This is a genomic window from Rhodanobacter sp. KK11 (genome assembly GCF_033345435.1).
In the GTDB taxonomy this organism is placed as follows: domain Bacteria; phylum Pseudomonadota; class Gammaproteobacteria; order Xanthomonadales; family Rhodanobacteraceae; genus Rhodanobacter.
The window spans coordinates 79809-94365 of the sequence record NZ_JAWPMI010000006.1; the positions used below are offsets into that span (position 1 = coordinate 79809).

Annotated in this window: 13 protein-coding genes; 6 read left to right on the top strand and 7 right to left on the bottom strand. The window is 66.8% G+C overall.

The annotated features are described in order from the left end of the window. The 4 genes from lptA to R5H19_RS17160 form a co-directional block, all read right to left on the bottom strand. Positions 1-579 carry a lipopolysaccharide transport periplasmic protein LptA gene (gene lptA / locus R5H19_RS17145; RefSeq protein ID WP_318160275.1) on the bottom strand — a complete coding sequence of 193 codons (579 nt, stop codon included), beginning with the start codon at positions 577-579 and terminating at the stop codon, positions 1-3. Then, the gene (gene lptC / locus R5H19_RS17150; RefSeq protein ID WP_318160276.1) at positions 542-1138 is read right to left on the bottom strand and encodes an LPS export ABC transporter periplasmic protein LptC; all 597 of its coding nucleotides are present in this window, start codon (positions 1136-1138) and stop codon (positions 542-544) included. Before lptC ends, lptA begins: the two co-directional genes overlap by 38 nt. Next, positions 1135-1683 carry an HAD hydrolase family protein gene (locus R5H19_RS17155; RefSeq protein ID WP_318160277.1) on the bottom strand — a complete coding sequence of 183 codons (549 nt, stop codon included), beginning with the start codon at positions 1681-1683 and terminating at the stop codon, positions 1135-1137. Before R5H19_RS17155 ends, lptC begins: the two co-directional genes overlap by 4 nt. Before the next feature lie 66 nt (positions 1684-1749). Then, on the bottom strand, positions 1750-2760 hold the full coding sequence (locus tag R5H19_RS17160) for a KpsF/GutQ family sugar-phosphate isomerase (RefSeq protein ID WP_318160278.1): 1011 nt from the start codon (positions 2758-2760) through the stop codon (positions 1750-1752). A gap of 207 nt (positions 2761-2967) precedes the next feature. On the opposite strand from R5H19_RS17160, the gene R5H19_RS17165 reads away from it, so the two are divergent. Both R5H19_RS17165 and murA read left to right on the top strand, forming a co-directional pair. Further along, positions 2968-3210 (top strand): BolA/IbaG family iron-sulfur metabolism protein, encoded by a 243-nt coding sequence (locus R5H19_RS17165; RefSeq protein WP_318160279.1) that lies wholly within the window; start codon positions 2968-2970, stop codon positions 3208-3210. Positions 3211-3291: 81 nt separating this feature from the next. After that, the gene (gene murA / locus R5H19_RS17170) at positions 3292-4551 is read left to right on the top strand and encodes a UDP-N-acetylglucosamine 1-carboxyvinyltransferase (RefSeq protein WP_318160280.1); all 1260 of its coding nucleotides are present in this window, start codon (positions 3292-3294) and stop codon (positions 4549-4551) included. 164 nt (positions 4552-4715) lie between these two features. Here the strand turns inward: murA and R5H19_RS17175 are convergent, their stop codons facing one another. The 3 genes from R5H19_RS17175 to purM are packed head-to-tail and all read right to left on the bottom strand — an operon-like array spanning position 4716 to position 7163. Beyond that, on the bottom strand, positions 4716-5423 hold the full coding sequence (locus R5H19_RS17175; RefSeq protein WP_318160281.1) for a DUF3108 domain-containing protein: 708 nt from the start codon (positions 5421-5423) through the stop codon (positions 4716-4718). Between the two features lie 34 nt (positions 5424-5457). After that, a complete protein-coding gene (purN, locus tag R5H19_RS17180; protein ID WP_318160282.1) occupies positions 5458-6123 on the bottom strand; it encodes a phosphoribosylglycinamide formyltransferase in 666 nt (221 codons plus the stop codon). 5 nt (positions 6124-6128) lie between these two features. Further along, a complete protein-coding gene (purM, locus tag R5H19_RS17185; protein ID WP_318160283.1) occupies positions 6129-7163 on the bottom strand; it encodes a phosphoribosylformylglycinamidine cyclo-ligase in 1035 nt (344 codons plus the stop codon). 149 nt (positions 7164-7312) lie between these two features. Between purM and R5H19_RS17190 the strand changes: the two genes are divergently transcribed. The 4 genes from R5H19_RS17190 (at position 7313) to R5H19_RS17205 (ending at position 14557) form a co-directional block, all read left to right on the top strand. Continuing rightward, positions 7313-8293, top strand: coding sequence for a DUF2066 domain-containing protein (locus R5H19_RS17190; RefSeq protein WP_318160284.1), 981 nt, complete (start codon positions 7313-7315; stop codon positions 8291-8293). A gap of 87 nt (positions 8294-8380) precedes the next feature. Next, positions 8381-9550: an AI-2E family transporter gene (locus R5H19_RS17195; protein ID WP_318160285.1), complete on the top strand. Its 1170-nt coding sequence runs from the start codon at positions 8381-8383 to the stop codon at positions 9548-9550. Continuing rightward, complete coding sequence (hda, locus tag R5H19_RS17200) at positions 9547-10254, top strand: DnaA regulatory inactivator Hda (RefSeq protein ID WP_318160286.1); 708 nt, start codon at positions 9547-9549, stop codon at positions 10252-10254. Before R5H19_RS17195 ends, hda begins: the two co-directional genes overlap by 4 nt. A 256-nt stretch (positions 10255-10510) precedes the next feature. Beyond that, positions 10511-14557 (top strand): autotransporter-associated beta strand repeat-containing protein, encoded by a 4047-nt coding sequence (locus R5H19_RS17205; protein ID WP_318160287.1) that lies wholly within the window; start codon positions 10511-10513, stop codon positions 14555-14557.

The following is a 14557-nucleotide window of genomic DNA, read 5'->3' on the forward strand; positions in this document are numbered from 1 at the left end:
TTACGGGTGTCCCTGCGGCGCCGGGCTGCTCGTGGCCGGCGCCGGGGCGGCGGGTGGCGGCGTCTTGGGCTTGAAGGTCATGTGGACCAGGCCGTCGCCGCCGCTCTCGCCGGTCATCTCGCTGGTCTCGGTGTTGTAGGTGAGCCGGTCGCCGCGCGCGTCGCCGCGGCCCTTCTGGGTCACCGAGGCGTTGCCGCTGAGCACGGCGATGCCCTTGAGGTTGTCGTAGTCGAGCGTGGCGGCGTCGCCCAGCACCAGGTTGCCGCTGTCGTCCAACTGCTCCAGGTGGGCCGGGTTGCCGGTGATGACGACCCGGCTGATCTGGCTGTCGGCGTCGAAATACACCTTGGCCTGCGCGCCGGTGGCCTTCAGCGTGCCCTGGCTGATCACCACGTTGCCGGTCAGCGTGCTGACGCTGTTCGGCTTCTGGAAGCCGTCGAAATTCTTCGCGGCGACATGCATTTCCTGCTGGCGGTCGCTTTTCCTGGCCAGTGCCGGCTGCGCCGCGAGCAGGCCAAGCGCTGCGATGGCGAGCGCGAACCTAGCGCTTGCGTGGCGGGAAGGTGGCATGGACGTCATCGAGCAACTCCAGGTGTTTGTCGTTGAGGTCGGCACGCATGCCGACGCCGCTGATTCTAGTGCCGCCTTGCACCATCTGCGCCGGGGCGGCGGTTTGCAGCCGGTTCTGCTTCGGCCACGCGGTGACGTCGGCGGTCTGCATGTGCGCCGCCGGCGTGTCGCCGAAAGCCTCGCGCTGCATCTCCACCGGACCCTGCAGCTTGAGCTGGCTGCCGTCCTTGTTGACCCAGCCGTACAGCGAGCGGCCCCGCCAGTCGGGCACGCCGGCCTGCTTGGACGGCAGCTGGAAGGTGGGCGCGTTGAGGTACAGCGAGTCGTCGCCCTCGCGGCGCTCCAGATGCGGCGACTGCAGGTGGAAGCTGGGTTGCCCCTCGGCGTTGAATTCGGTCATGCGCGCGTCGCTGAGGGTGTAGCTGGAGCGCGGCGGGCCGACGAAGTCGCTGGTCCGCGGCGCCGGCCCGAACCACCACAGCAGCAGCTGGGCCACGCCCGCGGCGAGTGCGATGGCGATGGTCGCGGCCGGCACGCGCCGATCGCGCAGCCAGCGGCGAAGGCTCACTGCCAGCGCTCCCGTTCGGCGACGCTCTTGCCCTGGGCGTGCAGGATCAGGTCGCAGACCTCGCGCGCCGCGCCCATGCCGCCGCCGCGTGCGGTCTGCCAGTGCGCCGCCTCGGCCACCCACGGGTGCGCGTTCGCCACCGCCACCGCCAGCCCGGCGATGCGCATGGGCGGCAGGTCGGGCAGATCGTCGCCGATGAAGGCGGCCTGTTCCGGAGCCAGCTGCAGCGCGTCGAGCAGTTCGAGCAGGCAGGCGCGCTTGTCGCCCTGGCCCTGGTAGACGTGGGCGATGTCCAGTTCCTCGGCGCGCAGTGCGACCGGATGGCTGATCCGCGCGGTGATGATCGCCACCTGCACGCCGTTCGCCTGCAGCCGCTTCAGGCCGAGCCCGTCGTGCACGTGGAACACCTTGGTCTCGCGGCCGTCCTCGCCGTACCACAGGCGGCCGTCGGTCAGTGTGCCGTCCACGTCGAAGACGGCCAGGCGGATCTTCGCGGCGCAGGCGAGCAGGTCGGCGGAGAGGTTGGTCAGATAGTCAGTGGGCACGGGCGGGATTCTGGGAGAGCAGGATCAAGAGCGGCGTGTCTGATTTGTCTGATACGGCAAGCCGCATCAGACAACACGCGCACGCAGCAGGTCGTGAATGTTCAGCGCGCCGACCACGTGCTGCCCGTCGTCGACCACCAGCAGCGCGTGGATCTGGTATTTCTCCATCAGTTGCGCCGCTTCGGCCGCCAGCTTGTCGGGGCCGATGGTCTTCGGGCCGCGGGTCATCAGTTCGGCCACGGTGGCGCCGCGCAGGTCGACCCCGTCGTCGTCCAGTGCGCGGCGCAGGTCGCCGTCGGTGAACACGCCGAGCAGGCGTTGTTCGGCGTCGACCACGGCGGTCATGCCCAGGTGCTTGCGGGTCATCTCGACCAGGGCGGCGGTAAGGCTGGCGTCGGGCGAGACTCGCGGTATCTCGTCGCCGCTGTGCATCACGTCGCTGATGTGCAGCAGCAGGCGCCGGCCCAGTGCGCCGGCCGGGTGCGAGCGGGCGAAGTCGTCGGAGGTGAAGCCGCGCGCCTCCAGCAGCGCGATCGCCAGCGCGTCGCCCAGCACCAGTGCCACCGTGGTGCTGGTGGTCGGCGCCAGGCCCAGCGGACAGGCTTCGCTGGAGATGCTGCCGTCCAGGTGCACGTCGGCCTGGATTGCCAGCGAGGAGTTCGCGTGGCCGGTAATGGCGATCAGCGGGATGCCCTGGCGCTTGATCACCGGCAGGATGAACAGCAGCTCGTCGGTCTCGCCGGAATAGGAAATCGCCAGCACCACGTCCTGCGGCAGGATCATGCCGAGGTCGCCGTGGCTGGCTTCGCCCGGGTGCACGAAGAACGCCGGCGTGCCGGTGGAGGCCAGAGTGGCGGCGATCTTGCGCCCGATATGGCCCGACTTGCCCATGCCGCTGACCACCACGCGGCCACGACAGCCCAGGATCAGCCGGCAGGCCTCGACGAAGGCCGGCCCGATCCGCGACTCCAGCGCCTCGACCGCCGCCGCTTCGGTGGCGATCACCGTGCGTGCGCTGCGGGTGATGGCGTCCGGGTTCAGCTCGATCGGGGCGGATGGGGCGATGCGTGCGTTCATGGGAGCTCGGTGAAGGGTGGGCGGATGCCCGGGTGATCCCGGCGTGCGGCCCGCCAGGGCCGGCCCGGAACCGCCGTCATTTCTGTGCCAGCGGATTTCCATTACCATGGCAGGTCCGCATTTTAACGTCATAAGCCTGCGCGATGGGTTCCGGTTGCAGCGGAATCCGCAACCGGCTGCCCAGACTCCCGCATGGAACCCTTCCCGATGGACCCTTCCCGCATCCAGGCGATGATCGAGCACGGCCTGCCCGGCGCCCAGGCCGAGGTCAGCGGGGCCGACGGCGTGCATTTCGAGGCTACCGTGATCGCCAGCCAGTTCGCCGGCAAGCTGCCGCTGGCGCGGCACCGGCTGGTTTACGCCACACTGGGCGAGCTGATGGGCGGTGCGATCCACGCGTTGGCACTGAAGACCCTGACACCGGAGGAAGCCGGGATTCGTGACTCGTGATGCGGGATTCGCCGAAACCGAACCCTGCCAACGTCCCGCCTCCCGTTTTTCCGCATCCCGCATCCTGAATCCCGAATATCCATGGCCAAAATCCTGATCAGCGGCGGTACGCCGCTCCATGGCGAGGTCGCCATTTCCGGCGCCAAGAACGCCGTGCTGCCGATCCTCGCCGGCTGCCTGCTGGCCGATGGGCCGGTCAGCATCGGCAACGTGCCGCACCTGCACGACGTCACCACCTTCATCGAGCTGCTCGGCCAGATGGGCGTGCGGCTGGTGCTGGACGACCGCATGAAGATGCACGTCGACCCGCGCACCACCAGCACCTGCGTGGCGCCGTACGACCTGGTGCGCACCATGCGTGCCTCGATCCTGGTGCTCGGTCCGCTGGTGGCGCGCTTCGGCCAGGCCGAGGTGTCGCTGCCCGGCGGCTGCGCGATCGGCTCGCGTCCGGTCGACCAGCACATCCGCGGCCTGCAGGCACTGGGCGCCGAGATCACGGTCGAGAACGGCTACATCAAGGCGAAGGCGTCGCGGCTGAAGGGCGCGCGCATCGTGATGGACATGGTCACCGTCACCGGCACCGAGAACATCATGATGGCCGCAGCCCTGGCACACGGCACCACGGTGATCGAGAACGCGGCGCAGGAGCCCGAGGTGGTCGACCTGGCGCATTGCCTGGCCGCGATGGGGGCGCAGATCGAGGGCGCCGGCACCTCGACCATGGTCATCCACGGCGTCGAGCGCCTGCACGGCGCCGAGTACGAAGTGCTGCCCGACCGCATCGAGACCGGCACCTTCCTGGTCGGCGCGGCGATGACCGGCGGCAAGGTGCGTGCGCGGCACGCCCGCGCCAGCACGCTGGACGCCGTGCTGGCCAAGCTGGAAGAGGCCGGTGCGCACATCTCCACCGGCGACGACTGGATCGAGCTGGACATGGGGGGCCGCCGGCCGAGGGCGGTCAACATCAGCACCGCGCCGTACCCGGCGTTTCCGACCGACATGCAGGCGCAGTTCACCGCGCTGAATTGCGTGGCCGAGGGCACCGGCGTGGTCACCGAGACGGTGTTCGAGAACCGCTTCATGCATGCGCACGAATTGCAGCGGCTCGGTGCCGACATTCGCCTCGAAGGCAACACCGCGGTGGTGCATGGCGTGGCGCAGATGAGCGGCGCGCCGATCATGGCCACCGACCTGCGCGCCTCGGCCTGCCTGGTGCTGGCCGGGTTGGTGGCCAAGGGCGACACCGTGGTCGACCGCGTCTACCACATCGACCGCGGCTACGAGAACATCGAGGAAAAGCTCGGCGTGCTCGGCGCGAAGATCCGTCGCCTGCCGAACTGAGCGTCCCTCTGCGGTACCCCCTCCCCTGCATCGCAGGGGAGGGCCGGGGTGGGGTCGGCTCTTGATCTTTCGGCAGGTCCGGAGCTACCCCCTCCAACCTCCTCCTGCGGGCAGGGGAAGGGATCGAGGCTCCGTTGCTGTGCTGAGGTCGGCCAGGCTCCGCTTCAGTCGACCCGGTAGCTCACCAGTTCCATCACCATGTCGCCGCCATCGTGCTGCGACAGTTTCAACGGCAGCGGGAATCGCTCGGGCGCGTACCAGGCGCTGAAGCCGCGGTCGGCGTCGGTGCGATCGATCCGTTCGGCGTCGAAATGGCCGGCCGGGACGCTGACGGCTTCCTTGCCGACCACCCGGAAGTGCTGCACCTGCACCTCCTGACGCACCGCCACCGGCAGCGCGACTTGCGGCTTGCCGTCGCGCAGGGCCAGGCCCAGCGCCAGCGCCAGGGTGTTGCGCTCGACCATGCCGGGGCTGGCCGGATAGCTCTGCGGGCCCTTGCCCTCGTCGACGGTCACGCGGTGCTGCGGCCAGTCGACCACCAGGCGGCGCTGCTTCTGCTTGACCGCCGCCTGCAGCCGGTAGTCGTAGCTGATGGCCTCGGGCACGTCGCCTTTCCAGCGGAAGCGCGAGCTTTCCGAGACGTTGGCGCCGAGCAGGGCGGCCAGACCACCGGTGCCCTTGATGTCCTTGCGGTAGATCCATTCGCCGTTGCCGGCCGGGCGCAGGCTCACCGTAGCCTGGCCCATCGGCTGACCACCCTGCGACACGTTGTAGACGGCGGTGAAGGCGGGAGGCGTGGCAGCGGGGGCCGCGCGGACGCCCAGCAGCAGGCCGAGGCCGAGCAGGGAAGCAAGCAGGGGGCGGATGGTCATGCGCCGAGTCTGCCCAGACCGGGCTGAACCGGCTTTAAGGAACCAGGCCGTCGGCGCCCAGGCGCAGCGGTGCCGTCAGCGGCTGGCCGTCGAAGCACGGGGCCTGGTCGCTCCACTGCAGGCGCCCACCGACCAGCAGGCCCAGTACGGCGGGCAGCAGCCGATGCTCCAGCGGCAGCAGGCGTTGCGCCAGGCGCTCCTCGTCGTCGCCGGCCTCGATCGCCAGGCGTGCCTGTGCGATCACCGGGCCGCCGTCCAGTTCGGCGGTGACGAAGTGCACGCTGGCGCCGTGCTCGGCATCGCCCGCCTCCAGCGCGCGGCGGTGGGTGTGCAGGCCGCGGTACTTCGGCAGCAGCGAGGGGTGGATGTTGATGATGCGGCCCACCCATGGTTTCAGCGCCTCGCCGTCGAGGATGCGCATGAAACCGGCCAGCACCAGCCAGTCGGCGCCGCTGGCAGCGATGCGGGCGAACAGGTCCAGATCGAACGCGCGACGGTCCGGGTAGCTGCGCGGGTCCAGCGCCAGGGTGGGGACGTTCGCCGCCTCGGCCAGGCGCAGTGCGCCGGCGCCGGCCTTGTCGCTGCCGACCAGCACGAACTCGACCGGCAGTTCGCCGCGCGTGCGCGCGGCGAGCAGCGCGGCGAGGTTGCTGCCGCGCCCGGAGGCGAGCACGGCGACCTTGGCGGGTGCGGTTGCCAAGCGGATCAGCCGATGTGCACGCGCTCGTCGCCCTGCGCCGGCACGATGGCGCCGATCACCGAGCTGGCCAGGCCGTGCTTCGCCAGCAGCGCGGAGGCGCCGGCCACCGCACCCGGCGGCAGGATCACGCTGAAGCCGACGCCGCAGTTGAACGTGCGCCACATTTCCTCGCGCGCCACGTTGCCTTCGCGCTGCAGCCAGTCGAACACCGGCGGCAGCGCGATGGCGGAGGCGTCCAGCGCGATGCCGAGGCCGTCCGGCACCACGCGGATGATGTTTTCCTTCAGGCCGCCGCCGGTGATGTGGGCCATGCCGTGGATGGCGGCGCTTTGCACCCCCAGCAATTCCAGCATCGGCTTCACGTAGATCGTGGTCGGCGCCATCAGCGCGTCGACCAGCTTCACGCCGCCGAGGTCGAGGTCGAGCGGATTGCCGGCGCGCTCGAGGATCTTGCGGATCAGCGAGTAGCCGTTCGAGTGCGGGCCACTGGAGGCCACGCCCAGCACCACGTCACCGGCGACGATCGCCGCGCCGGTCAGCATCCGCGATTTCTCCACCGCACCCACGGTGAAGCCGGCCAGGTCGTATTCGCCCGGCGGGTACATGTCCGGCATCTCGGCGGTCTCGCCGCCGATCAGCGCGCAGCCGGCCAGCTCGCAGCCTTTCGCGATGCCGCCGACCACCGCCACCGCGGTGTCCACGTCCAGCTTGCCGGTGGCGAAGTAATCGAGGAAGAACAGCGGCTCGGCGCCCTGCACCAGCACGTCGTTGACGCACATGCCGACCAGGTCGATGCCGATGGTGTCGTGGCGGCCCAGCGTCTGCGCCAGCTTCAGCTTGGTGCCGACGCCGTCGGTGCCGGACACCAGCACCGGCTCCGTGTAGCGGCCGCTCAGGTCGAACAGGCCGCCGAAGCCGCCCAGCCCGCCCATCACCTCGGGGCGCGAGGTGCGCTTGACCAGCGGCTTGATGCGTTCGACCAGGGCATTGCCGGCGTCGATGTCGACGCCGGCGGCGCGGTAGGTAAGGGCATCGGACATGGCGAAAACCGGCGTGGGTGAAACGTGCAAGTTTACCAGCTTGTGGCGCGACTGCCGGCAGGCCGTGCCGAGCCGGTGACGGCTGCGATGGACGGGAGGGGGCGCGATTGGGCAGACTTCCGCAGAGCTTTCCCGGAAGATGCCCCTCCATGCGCCTGCCCTGCCTGTTGATCGTCACCCTGCTGCTGGTGTTCGCCGCGTTGCCGGCGTCGCACGCGCAGGTCGCCAGCTCGCCGTATGCGGTGGTGGTGCCGGTGGCCGACACCAGCGACGCCCAGCGTGACCAGGCGTTCGCCACGGCGCTCGGACAGGTGTTGACGCGGATCGCCGGCGGGCAGGACCTGCGCAGCAACGCCGGCTATGCCGACGCACTGGGCAAAGCCGGTTCGATGGTGCAGAAATTCCAGTACCAGCGCGCGGCGACCGGGCTGGTGCTGGACGTGGAATTCGAGCCGGGCTCGGTGCGCCGGCTGGTGTCGAGGCTGGGCGTGCAAAGCGCCGGCATCAAGCCGCCGGTGCTGCTGCTGGTGCAGGGCAGCGATGGTCGTCTGCTCGACCAGGCGGCGCTGGCCAGCCTAGCTTCGGCCGCCGCCGCGCGCGGCACCAACGTGGTCTACCCCGACGGCGACCTGCCGGATCTGGCCAGGGTCGCCGCCGCCGACCCGGCTGCCCTGGTAGCGGTCAACCGGCAGTACCACACCGGGCTGGTGCTGCTCGGCAAATTGCGCGACGGCGGCGCCGACTGGACGCTGATCTCCGGCGGCCAGCCGCAGCGCTGGAGCGACCAGGGCGCGAGTGCGGATGCGCTGCTCGATGACGCCGGCAACGGCCTGGTCGATCGCCTCGGCAAGCAGCTCAACGTGATCGGCGCGGGCCCCAGCGAAGGCAAGTTGTGGGTCAGCGGGCTGGATTCGGCGATGGATTACGCGAACCTGGTGGCGATACTGCAGGACGACCCCACGGTGAAACAGGTGCAGACCCTGGGTGCGCAGAACAGCGGTGTGCTGCTGTACGTCAAGGCTTCCGTACCGATCGGTGCTCTGGCCGCGAACCTCGCCGCCGGCGGCCGCCTGCTGCTGCAGGGCGAGCCGCATCCGGGCGCGGACGCGAACCTGCGCTGGTTGCACTGATTTGATGCGAATCCCTCGCAAGACCCCGCACATCCATGTGCGGACTGTTCAAATAGCGGGTAACCATCCTTTGCCGGGGCGTACCGAGTGAATCAAGACAAGGACATTTCGCGCCGTTGGCAGCTGTTCGCCATCACGGCGGTCATCGTTTACCTGATCTGGCTGCTGGCGTCGGTGCTGATGCCGTTCGCGGTGGCTGCGATGCTGGCCTATCTGGGCGACCCGCTGGCCGACCGGCTGGAACGGCTGGGGCTGAACCGGATGTGGGCGGCCACCATCGTGTTCGTGGTGATCATGGTGGCGGTAGTCGGCGTGCTGCTGCTGCTGATTCCGCTAATCGCGCGCCAGATCGAGAACCTGGTCAGCAACCTGCCGCGCTACGGCGACTGGGCGCAGAACACCGTGTGGCCGTGGCTGCAGGCGCGCCTGCACCTTGACCCGCATACCTTCGACAGCGACCGCCTGCTGGCCGCGATCAAGGGACACATGTCCTCGATCGGCGGCGTCGCCTCGGTGGTGCTGGGCAAGGTGTCGCGCGGCGGCCTCGGCATCGCGATGTGGCTGACCAACCTGGTGCTGATCCCGGTGGTGGCGTTCTACCTGCTGCGCGACTGGGACAAGCTGGTGGCGAAGGTCGACGGCATGCTGCCGCGTTCGATCCAGCCCACCATCGCCTATCTGGCCAGCGAGTCGGACAAGATCCTCGGCGCGTTCGTGCGCGGCCAGCTGCTGGTGATGCTGGCGCTCGGCGTGTTCTACGGCGCCGGCCTGGGCGTGGTGGGGCTGACCGTGGGCCCGCTGATCGGCATGGTCGCCGGCCTGCTCAGCTTCGTGCCGTACCTGGGCTTCATCATCGGTTTCGTCGCGGCGATCGTGGCGGCGCTGGTGCAGTACGGCGACTGGGCACATGTGCTGATGGTCTGCGGCGTGTTCGCCGTCGGCCAACTGCTGGAAGGCTACGTGCTGGTGCCGAAGCTGGTCGGCGACAAGATCGGCCTGCATCCGGTGGCGGTGATGTTCGCGGTGCTGGCCGGCGGCTATCTGTTCGGCTTCCTCGGCGTGCTGTTGGCGCTGCCGGCGGCGTCGGTGATCATGGTGCTGCTGCGCTACCTGATCGAGCGCTACCGCATGAGCGAGCTGTACAACGAAGCGGGGCCGGACGACCCGGTGATCGCCGAGGTGGAGCTGGCCGTGCATCGCGATGGCGCAGTCGAAGCCTCGGTCGAGTCGCCACAGGACGACCGGACCGGACCATGATCCCGCAGTTGCCGCTGGCGCTGCGCTGGCCGCGCCGCCAGCGCTTCGAGCATTTCCACGCCGGCGCCAATGCCGCTGCACTGGCCGCGGTGCAGGCAGTGGCGCTGGAGCCCGGTGCGCCGTGGGTCTACCTGTATGGCGCCAGCGGCAGTGGCCGCAGCCATTTGCTGATGGCCGCCTGCCAGGCAGCGAGCGCGGCCGGGCGGCAGGTGCAGTACCTGCCGCTGGCCACGCTCGCCGATCAGCCTGCAGCTCTGCGCGGCGTCGCCGGTAGCGAGCTGCTGGCGCTGGACGATCTCGGGGCGATGGTTGGCAACCGCGACGCGGAACACGCGTTGTTCGACCTGTACAACCGTGCCCGCGCCGAAGGCAGCGCACTGCTGTTCGCCGCCGATGCCACGCCGACGCAGCTCGGCATCGAACTGCCCGACCTGCGCTCGCGCCTCGGCGCCTGCACCCAGTTCGCGCTGAAGCCGCTCGACGACGACGAGCGCCGCGCCGTGCTGAAGGCGCAGGCCGCCTCCCGCGGCATCGAACTGGACGAGGGCGTGCTGGACTGGCTGTTCGCCCGCTACGCCCGCGACCTCGGCGCGCTGCTGGACCTGCTGGACAAGCTGGATCAAGCCTCGCTGGCCGCCAGACGGCGAATTACCGTGCCGTTCCTGCGCGAGTTCCTGCGCGAAGCAGGGCAGTCGGTTCCCTGAGCGCAGCTCGTCAGGCGGGTCGCGCCTTGGATGACGCGGGGAGTGCATCGTCAGTCACCTTGTGCGCCATCGGTGCCGGCGAAAGCCGTGTCGACCGCGCCTGGGGCGCCCGTCGCCGGCCGGGGCCGCTTGATCTCCGTATTCCCTTGGAGCCTGGCGCCTGGTCCCGGGGCTGAGGGAATGACCCTGACGGAAGGGTTGCCGTTGTAAGCTCACCTCGCAACATATTGCGAAATGGACACAGGGGAGTCATCGCATGCTGGATAAGCAAGCCGTGTTGCGGCCGTGTGCCGTGTCTTTTGCCGTTGCATTGGCGTTGGGGTTGTCCGCATGCGGCGGCGGTGGGGGTGGCGGGTCGAATGTCCGGCCTACGCCGCCACCGACAGGACCAGGAGCCGTCGATGTCAGCTTTGACGGCACCACCACGACCACCTGGTCCAACGACATCACTGGCGCAGGCGGCCTGATCAAGGGTGGCACCGGAACGCTGATCCTGACTGGCACCAATACCTATTCCGGCGGTACCAAGATCAACCTCGGTACGCTGCAGATCGGTAACGGCGGCACCACCGGTTCGATCGTTGGCAACGTGACGAACAATGGATCGCTGGTGTTCAACCGCAGTGACGACGTGAGCTTCGGAGGCATCGTCAGCGGCAGTGGTTCCTTGGAGCAGGCCGGCACCGGCAGGCTGACCCTGACCGGTGCCAACACCTACACCGGCGGCACCACGATCAGCAACGGTACATTGCAGATCGGCAACGGCGGCACGACCGGTTCGATCACCGGTAATGTGATGAATAACGGCTCATTGGTGTTCAAGCGTAGCAACGATGTGAGCTTCGAGGGTTCCATCGGCGGCAGCGGTTCGCTGGTGCAGGCCGGCACGGGTACGTTGATCTTGACGGGCACCAACTGGTACGCCGGTGGTACCACGATCAGTTCCGGTACGTTGCAGCTCGGCAATGGAGGTACTAGAGGCAGGATCAGCGGTGACGTGACGAATAATGGGTCGATGGTATTCGACTACGGATACCAGTCTGGTGTCATGCAAGGCTTCTCGGGGGTGATCAGCGGCAACGGCAACGTCGTGAAATCAGGCCAAGGTACATTGATACTGACCGGCGACCATACCTATACCGGTGGCACTACGATCAGCGCCGGTACGTTGCAGATTGGCCAACTTGGCGGTGTGATTGGAACCGCCGGTTCGATTATCGGTGACGTGACGGACAACGGGGCACTGGTATTCGCCCGTGGCGAAGATCTGACCTTCAATGGTGTCATTCGCGGCAATGGTTCGCTGGAACAGGCCGGTACGGGTACCTTGATCCTGACCGGCGCCAATACCTACACCGGCGGCACCACGATCAGTCTCGGCACGTTGCAGATTGGCAATGGTGGCACGACCGGTTCGATTGTCGGTGACGTGACAAACGACACGTATTACGGATCATTGACATTCAATCGAAGCGATGACTTGAGCTATGGCGGTGTCATCAGCGGAAGTGGCAGGGTGGTGAAACTGGGCAACGGCACTCTGACCCTGAGTGGTGCAAATACGTATACCGGCGGCACTGCCGTGAAGGCTGGCACGCTGAAAGTAATCGCTGGCGCGGCGCTTGGTTTAGGAGTTTCGGTAGGCGGTGCCAATCAGGATGCTGCTCTGGAAATCAGTAAGGATGCGACGGTATCAAGCGTCACCCTAGAGCAAGGAGGGCGGCTGGATAATGCAGGGTCCGTTGTGTTGAAAATTCCTGGATCATCGGCAGTGCAGGGATATGTCAACGGTGCTGCGATAGTTGTTTTAAATCATGATGGCGGCCTTATTGAGAGCGATTTTTCGCAATCAGGGTATGACATTCCTGCCATAAATCTTGGATCAAATAGCACCCTGGTTAACAGCTTCGGGAGCACCATTCGCGGTTATACGGGCGTGAAAACCGAAGGGGTCGTGAACAATGCCGGCAGCAGTATTATTGGCATGACTCGTGACGGTGTCAGGGGAGCTGCGGTAGTCAACAACAGTGATGGTGGCAGTATCCTTGCGGGATTAAATGCAAACACACGCATAAATATCAGTTCTGGCGTCTATACTGATGCAACGAATGCTTCAGTAAGTAATACTGGCAACAGCACCATCAGGGGGTTTTATAATGGAGTTGTATTGTCCGATGGTGGTACGGTGACAAATGATGGTGGCAGCATTATTTCCGGCAGCATAGGAGTCAGCATAGCAAGTGGGTCAAGCGCAACAGGGGCTGTGAAAAATAATGGTGGCAGTGTGATTACAGGCGATCGAGCAGGTATCATGTTGAAGTATGGTGGCACGGTGGCCAATGGCCCGGGCTCCACCATCGAGGCAACCGCCCTTGCTTCCAGCGACTGCTCGGTCATGCTTGCCTGCAGCATTTTTGTCCCTGTTTACAGTGGCATTGGTAGCTACGGATCAAACGGAATGCTGCATTTGACAAATGCGGGAGCTATTATCGGCAGCGTGCAAATGGATCCAACGGCCATTAATGACACCACCCTGATGGCCGGTGGTTTCATTCAGGGTGATCTAAGGATTGGTTCGAATGCACAGTCCACTTTGACGCTTGATGGCAGTGCAGGCACCGTGCAGTCGTACTCGAATGCAGTCACGGGGATGACGACGTTTGGCGGCATCCTTGTCAAGAATGGTGGCGGTACCTGGGTTATCGATAACGGCGATCTGCAGGGCGTAGTCGATACATCCGTCAACGCCGGGTCTTTGCAGGCAGCGCAAGCACTCTCTGGCAACGTAACCGTGAACGCTTCCGGCAACCTTGATGGTGTGCCTGGCGTGGCTGGCAATCTCTCCAACGCCGGCAAAGTAGCCGTTCACGGCGGTGATTTAGCAGTGGGCGGCAACTATGTTCAGTCATCCGCCAGCACCTTCGCAGTCAGTCTCGGCAGCAAGCTCGCGGTAACCGGCACTGCCACACTCAACGGCGGCACGCTGGAAGTAACAGGTGCCGATAGCGGCTACGTCAGCAACACTCACACTGATGTACTTACCGCAGCCGGTGGTGTCACCGGCACCTTCGACCAATTGGTCAAGGGCGCTGGCGTGGTGTTCACGGCAACCACCATCAACTACGACGCCAACAGCGTGTGGCTGGACACCACCGGCCTCGATGTGACCATGGCGGCCGCAGGCAATGGCGTGAGCTATACCCCGGCTTCCATGGGCAGCGCGCAGCGCGTGCAGGGCGCGTTCGAGCAACTGGACGGCAAGATTGCGGCCGGCACGCTCTCCGAGGTATCCGGCGACTTCCTGCGTGCCGCCGGCCAGTTCCAGCAGTCGCCTACCCTGCTGGCCGCACAGGCCTCGCTGCAAAGCTTGTCCGGTCAGTTGCACGCGGCCAGCGCGGCGATGACCTTCCAGGCCATCGATGCGTCCAGCCGCGCGTTGTCGGACCGCTTCGACCAGTTGCTCGACAAGGGCACCGGCTTCGGCATGTGGACGCACGACCTCAACCTCGGCGGCGACATGGCGCGCGCCGGTTTCGACGACGTCGGCTTCCAGTTGAACGGGTGGCTGGTCGGCAGTGACCGCCAGGTCGGCCGTTCCGGCGTGGCCGGTTACGCGTTCGGCCAGAGCCGCGGCCAGCAGCGGCTGAACCAGGGGTTCGACCGCGACAACAGCCGCAGCACCGAGGGCATGCTGTACGCGGGCTGGCTCAACGGCAACTGGTATACGCAGGGTCGCGTCGGCTTCGGCCATTTCCGGCAGGACGTCAGCCGGCAGGTTCTGCTGGGCAACAGCGTGCAGGGCGCACGGACCCAGTACAACGGCAGCTACGACGTGGCCTATGGCGAGAGCGGTATGCACTTCGGTCGTGGTGACAGCCGCATCACGCCGTTCGTCAATGTGCAGTACGCGCGCGTCGGTCGCGGCGGCTTCGCCGAGCAGGGCGCGGGCGGCTTTGGCCTGCGCAGCGATGCGCAGACACTGGACCGCTGGCAGGCGGGCCTCGGCGTGCGCGCGGGCCATCGCTGGAACCTGGGCCGTGGCCGCAGCGTGGACTTCAGCGCGCGTGCGCAGTGGCAGCGTACCCTGGCCTCGCATGGCGACGTGTTCAACGCCAGCTTCGTTGGCCTGGAGCAATGGCAGCCGCTGGTCGGCATCGGCTTGTCGCGTTACAGCGGCGTGTTCGGCGTCGGGTTGGACGCGGCACTGTCAACGCGCACGACGTTGAAATTCGGCTATGACTACGAAACGGGTCAACGCAACCATGGACAGACACTGTCGACGCGCCTGAATGTGGCCTTCTAG

Excerpts from the sequence above, each read along its gene's own strand:
- lptA (WP_318160275.1), bottom strand. The coding sequence starts at position 579 with ATGACGTCCATGCCACCTTCCCGCCACGCAAGCGCTAGGTTCGCGCTC.
- R5H19_RS17160 (WP_318160278.1), bottom strand. The coding sequence starts at position 2,760 with ATGAACGCACGCATCGCCCCATCCGCCCCGATCGAGCTGAACCCGGAC.
- R5H19_RS17165 (WP_318160279.1), top strand. The coding sequence starts at position 2,968 with ATGGACCCTTCCCGCATCCAGGCGATGATCGAGCACGGCCTGCCCGGC.
- murA (WP_318160280.1), top strand. The coding sequence starts at position 3,292 with ATGGCCAAAATCCTGATCAGCGGCGGTACGCCGCTCCATGGCGAGGTC.
- R5H19_RS17175 (WP_318160281.1), bottom strand. The coding sequence starts at position 5,423 with ATGACCATCCGCCCCCTGCTTGCTTCCCTGCTCGGCCTCGGCCTGCTG.
- purM (WP_318160283.1), bottom strand. The coding sequence starts at position 7,163 with ATGTCCGATGCCCTTACCTACCGCGCCGCCGGCGTCGACATCGACGCC.
- R5H19_RS17190 (WP_318160284.1), top strand. The coding sequence starts at position 7,313 with ATGCGCCTGCCCTGCCTGTTGATCGTCACCCTGCTGCTGGTGTTCGCC.
- hda (WP_318160286.1), top strand. The coding sequence starts at position 9,547 with ATGATCCCGCAGTTGCCGCTGGCGCTGCGCTGGCCGCGCCGCCAGCGC.
- R5H19_RS17205 (WP_318160287.1), top strand. The coding sequence starts at position 10,511 with ATGCTGGATAAGCAAGCCGTGTTGCGGCCGTGTGCCGTGTCTTTTGCC.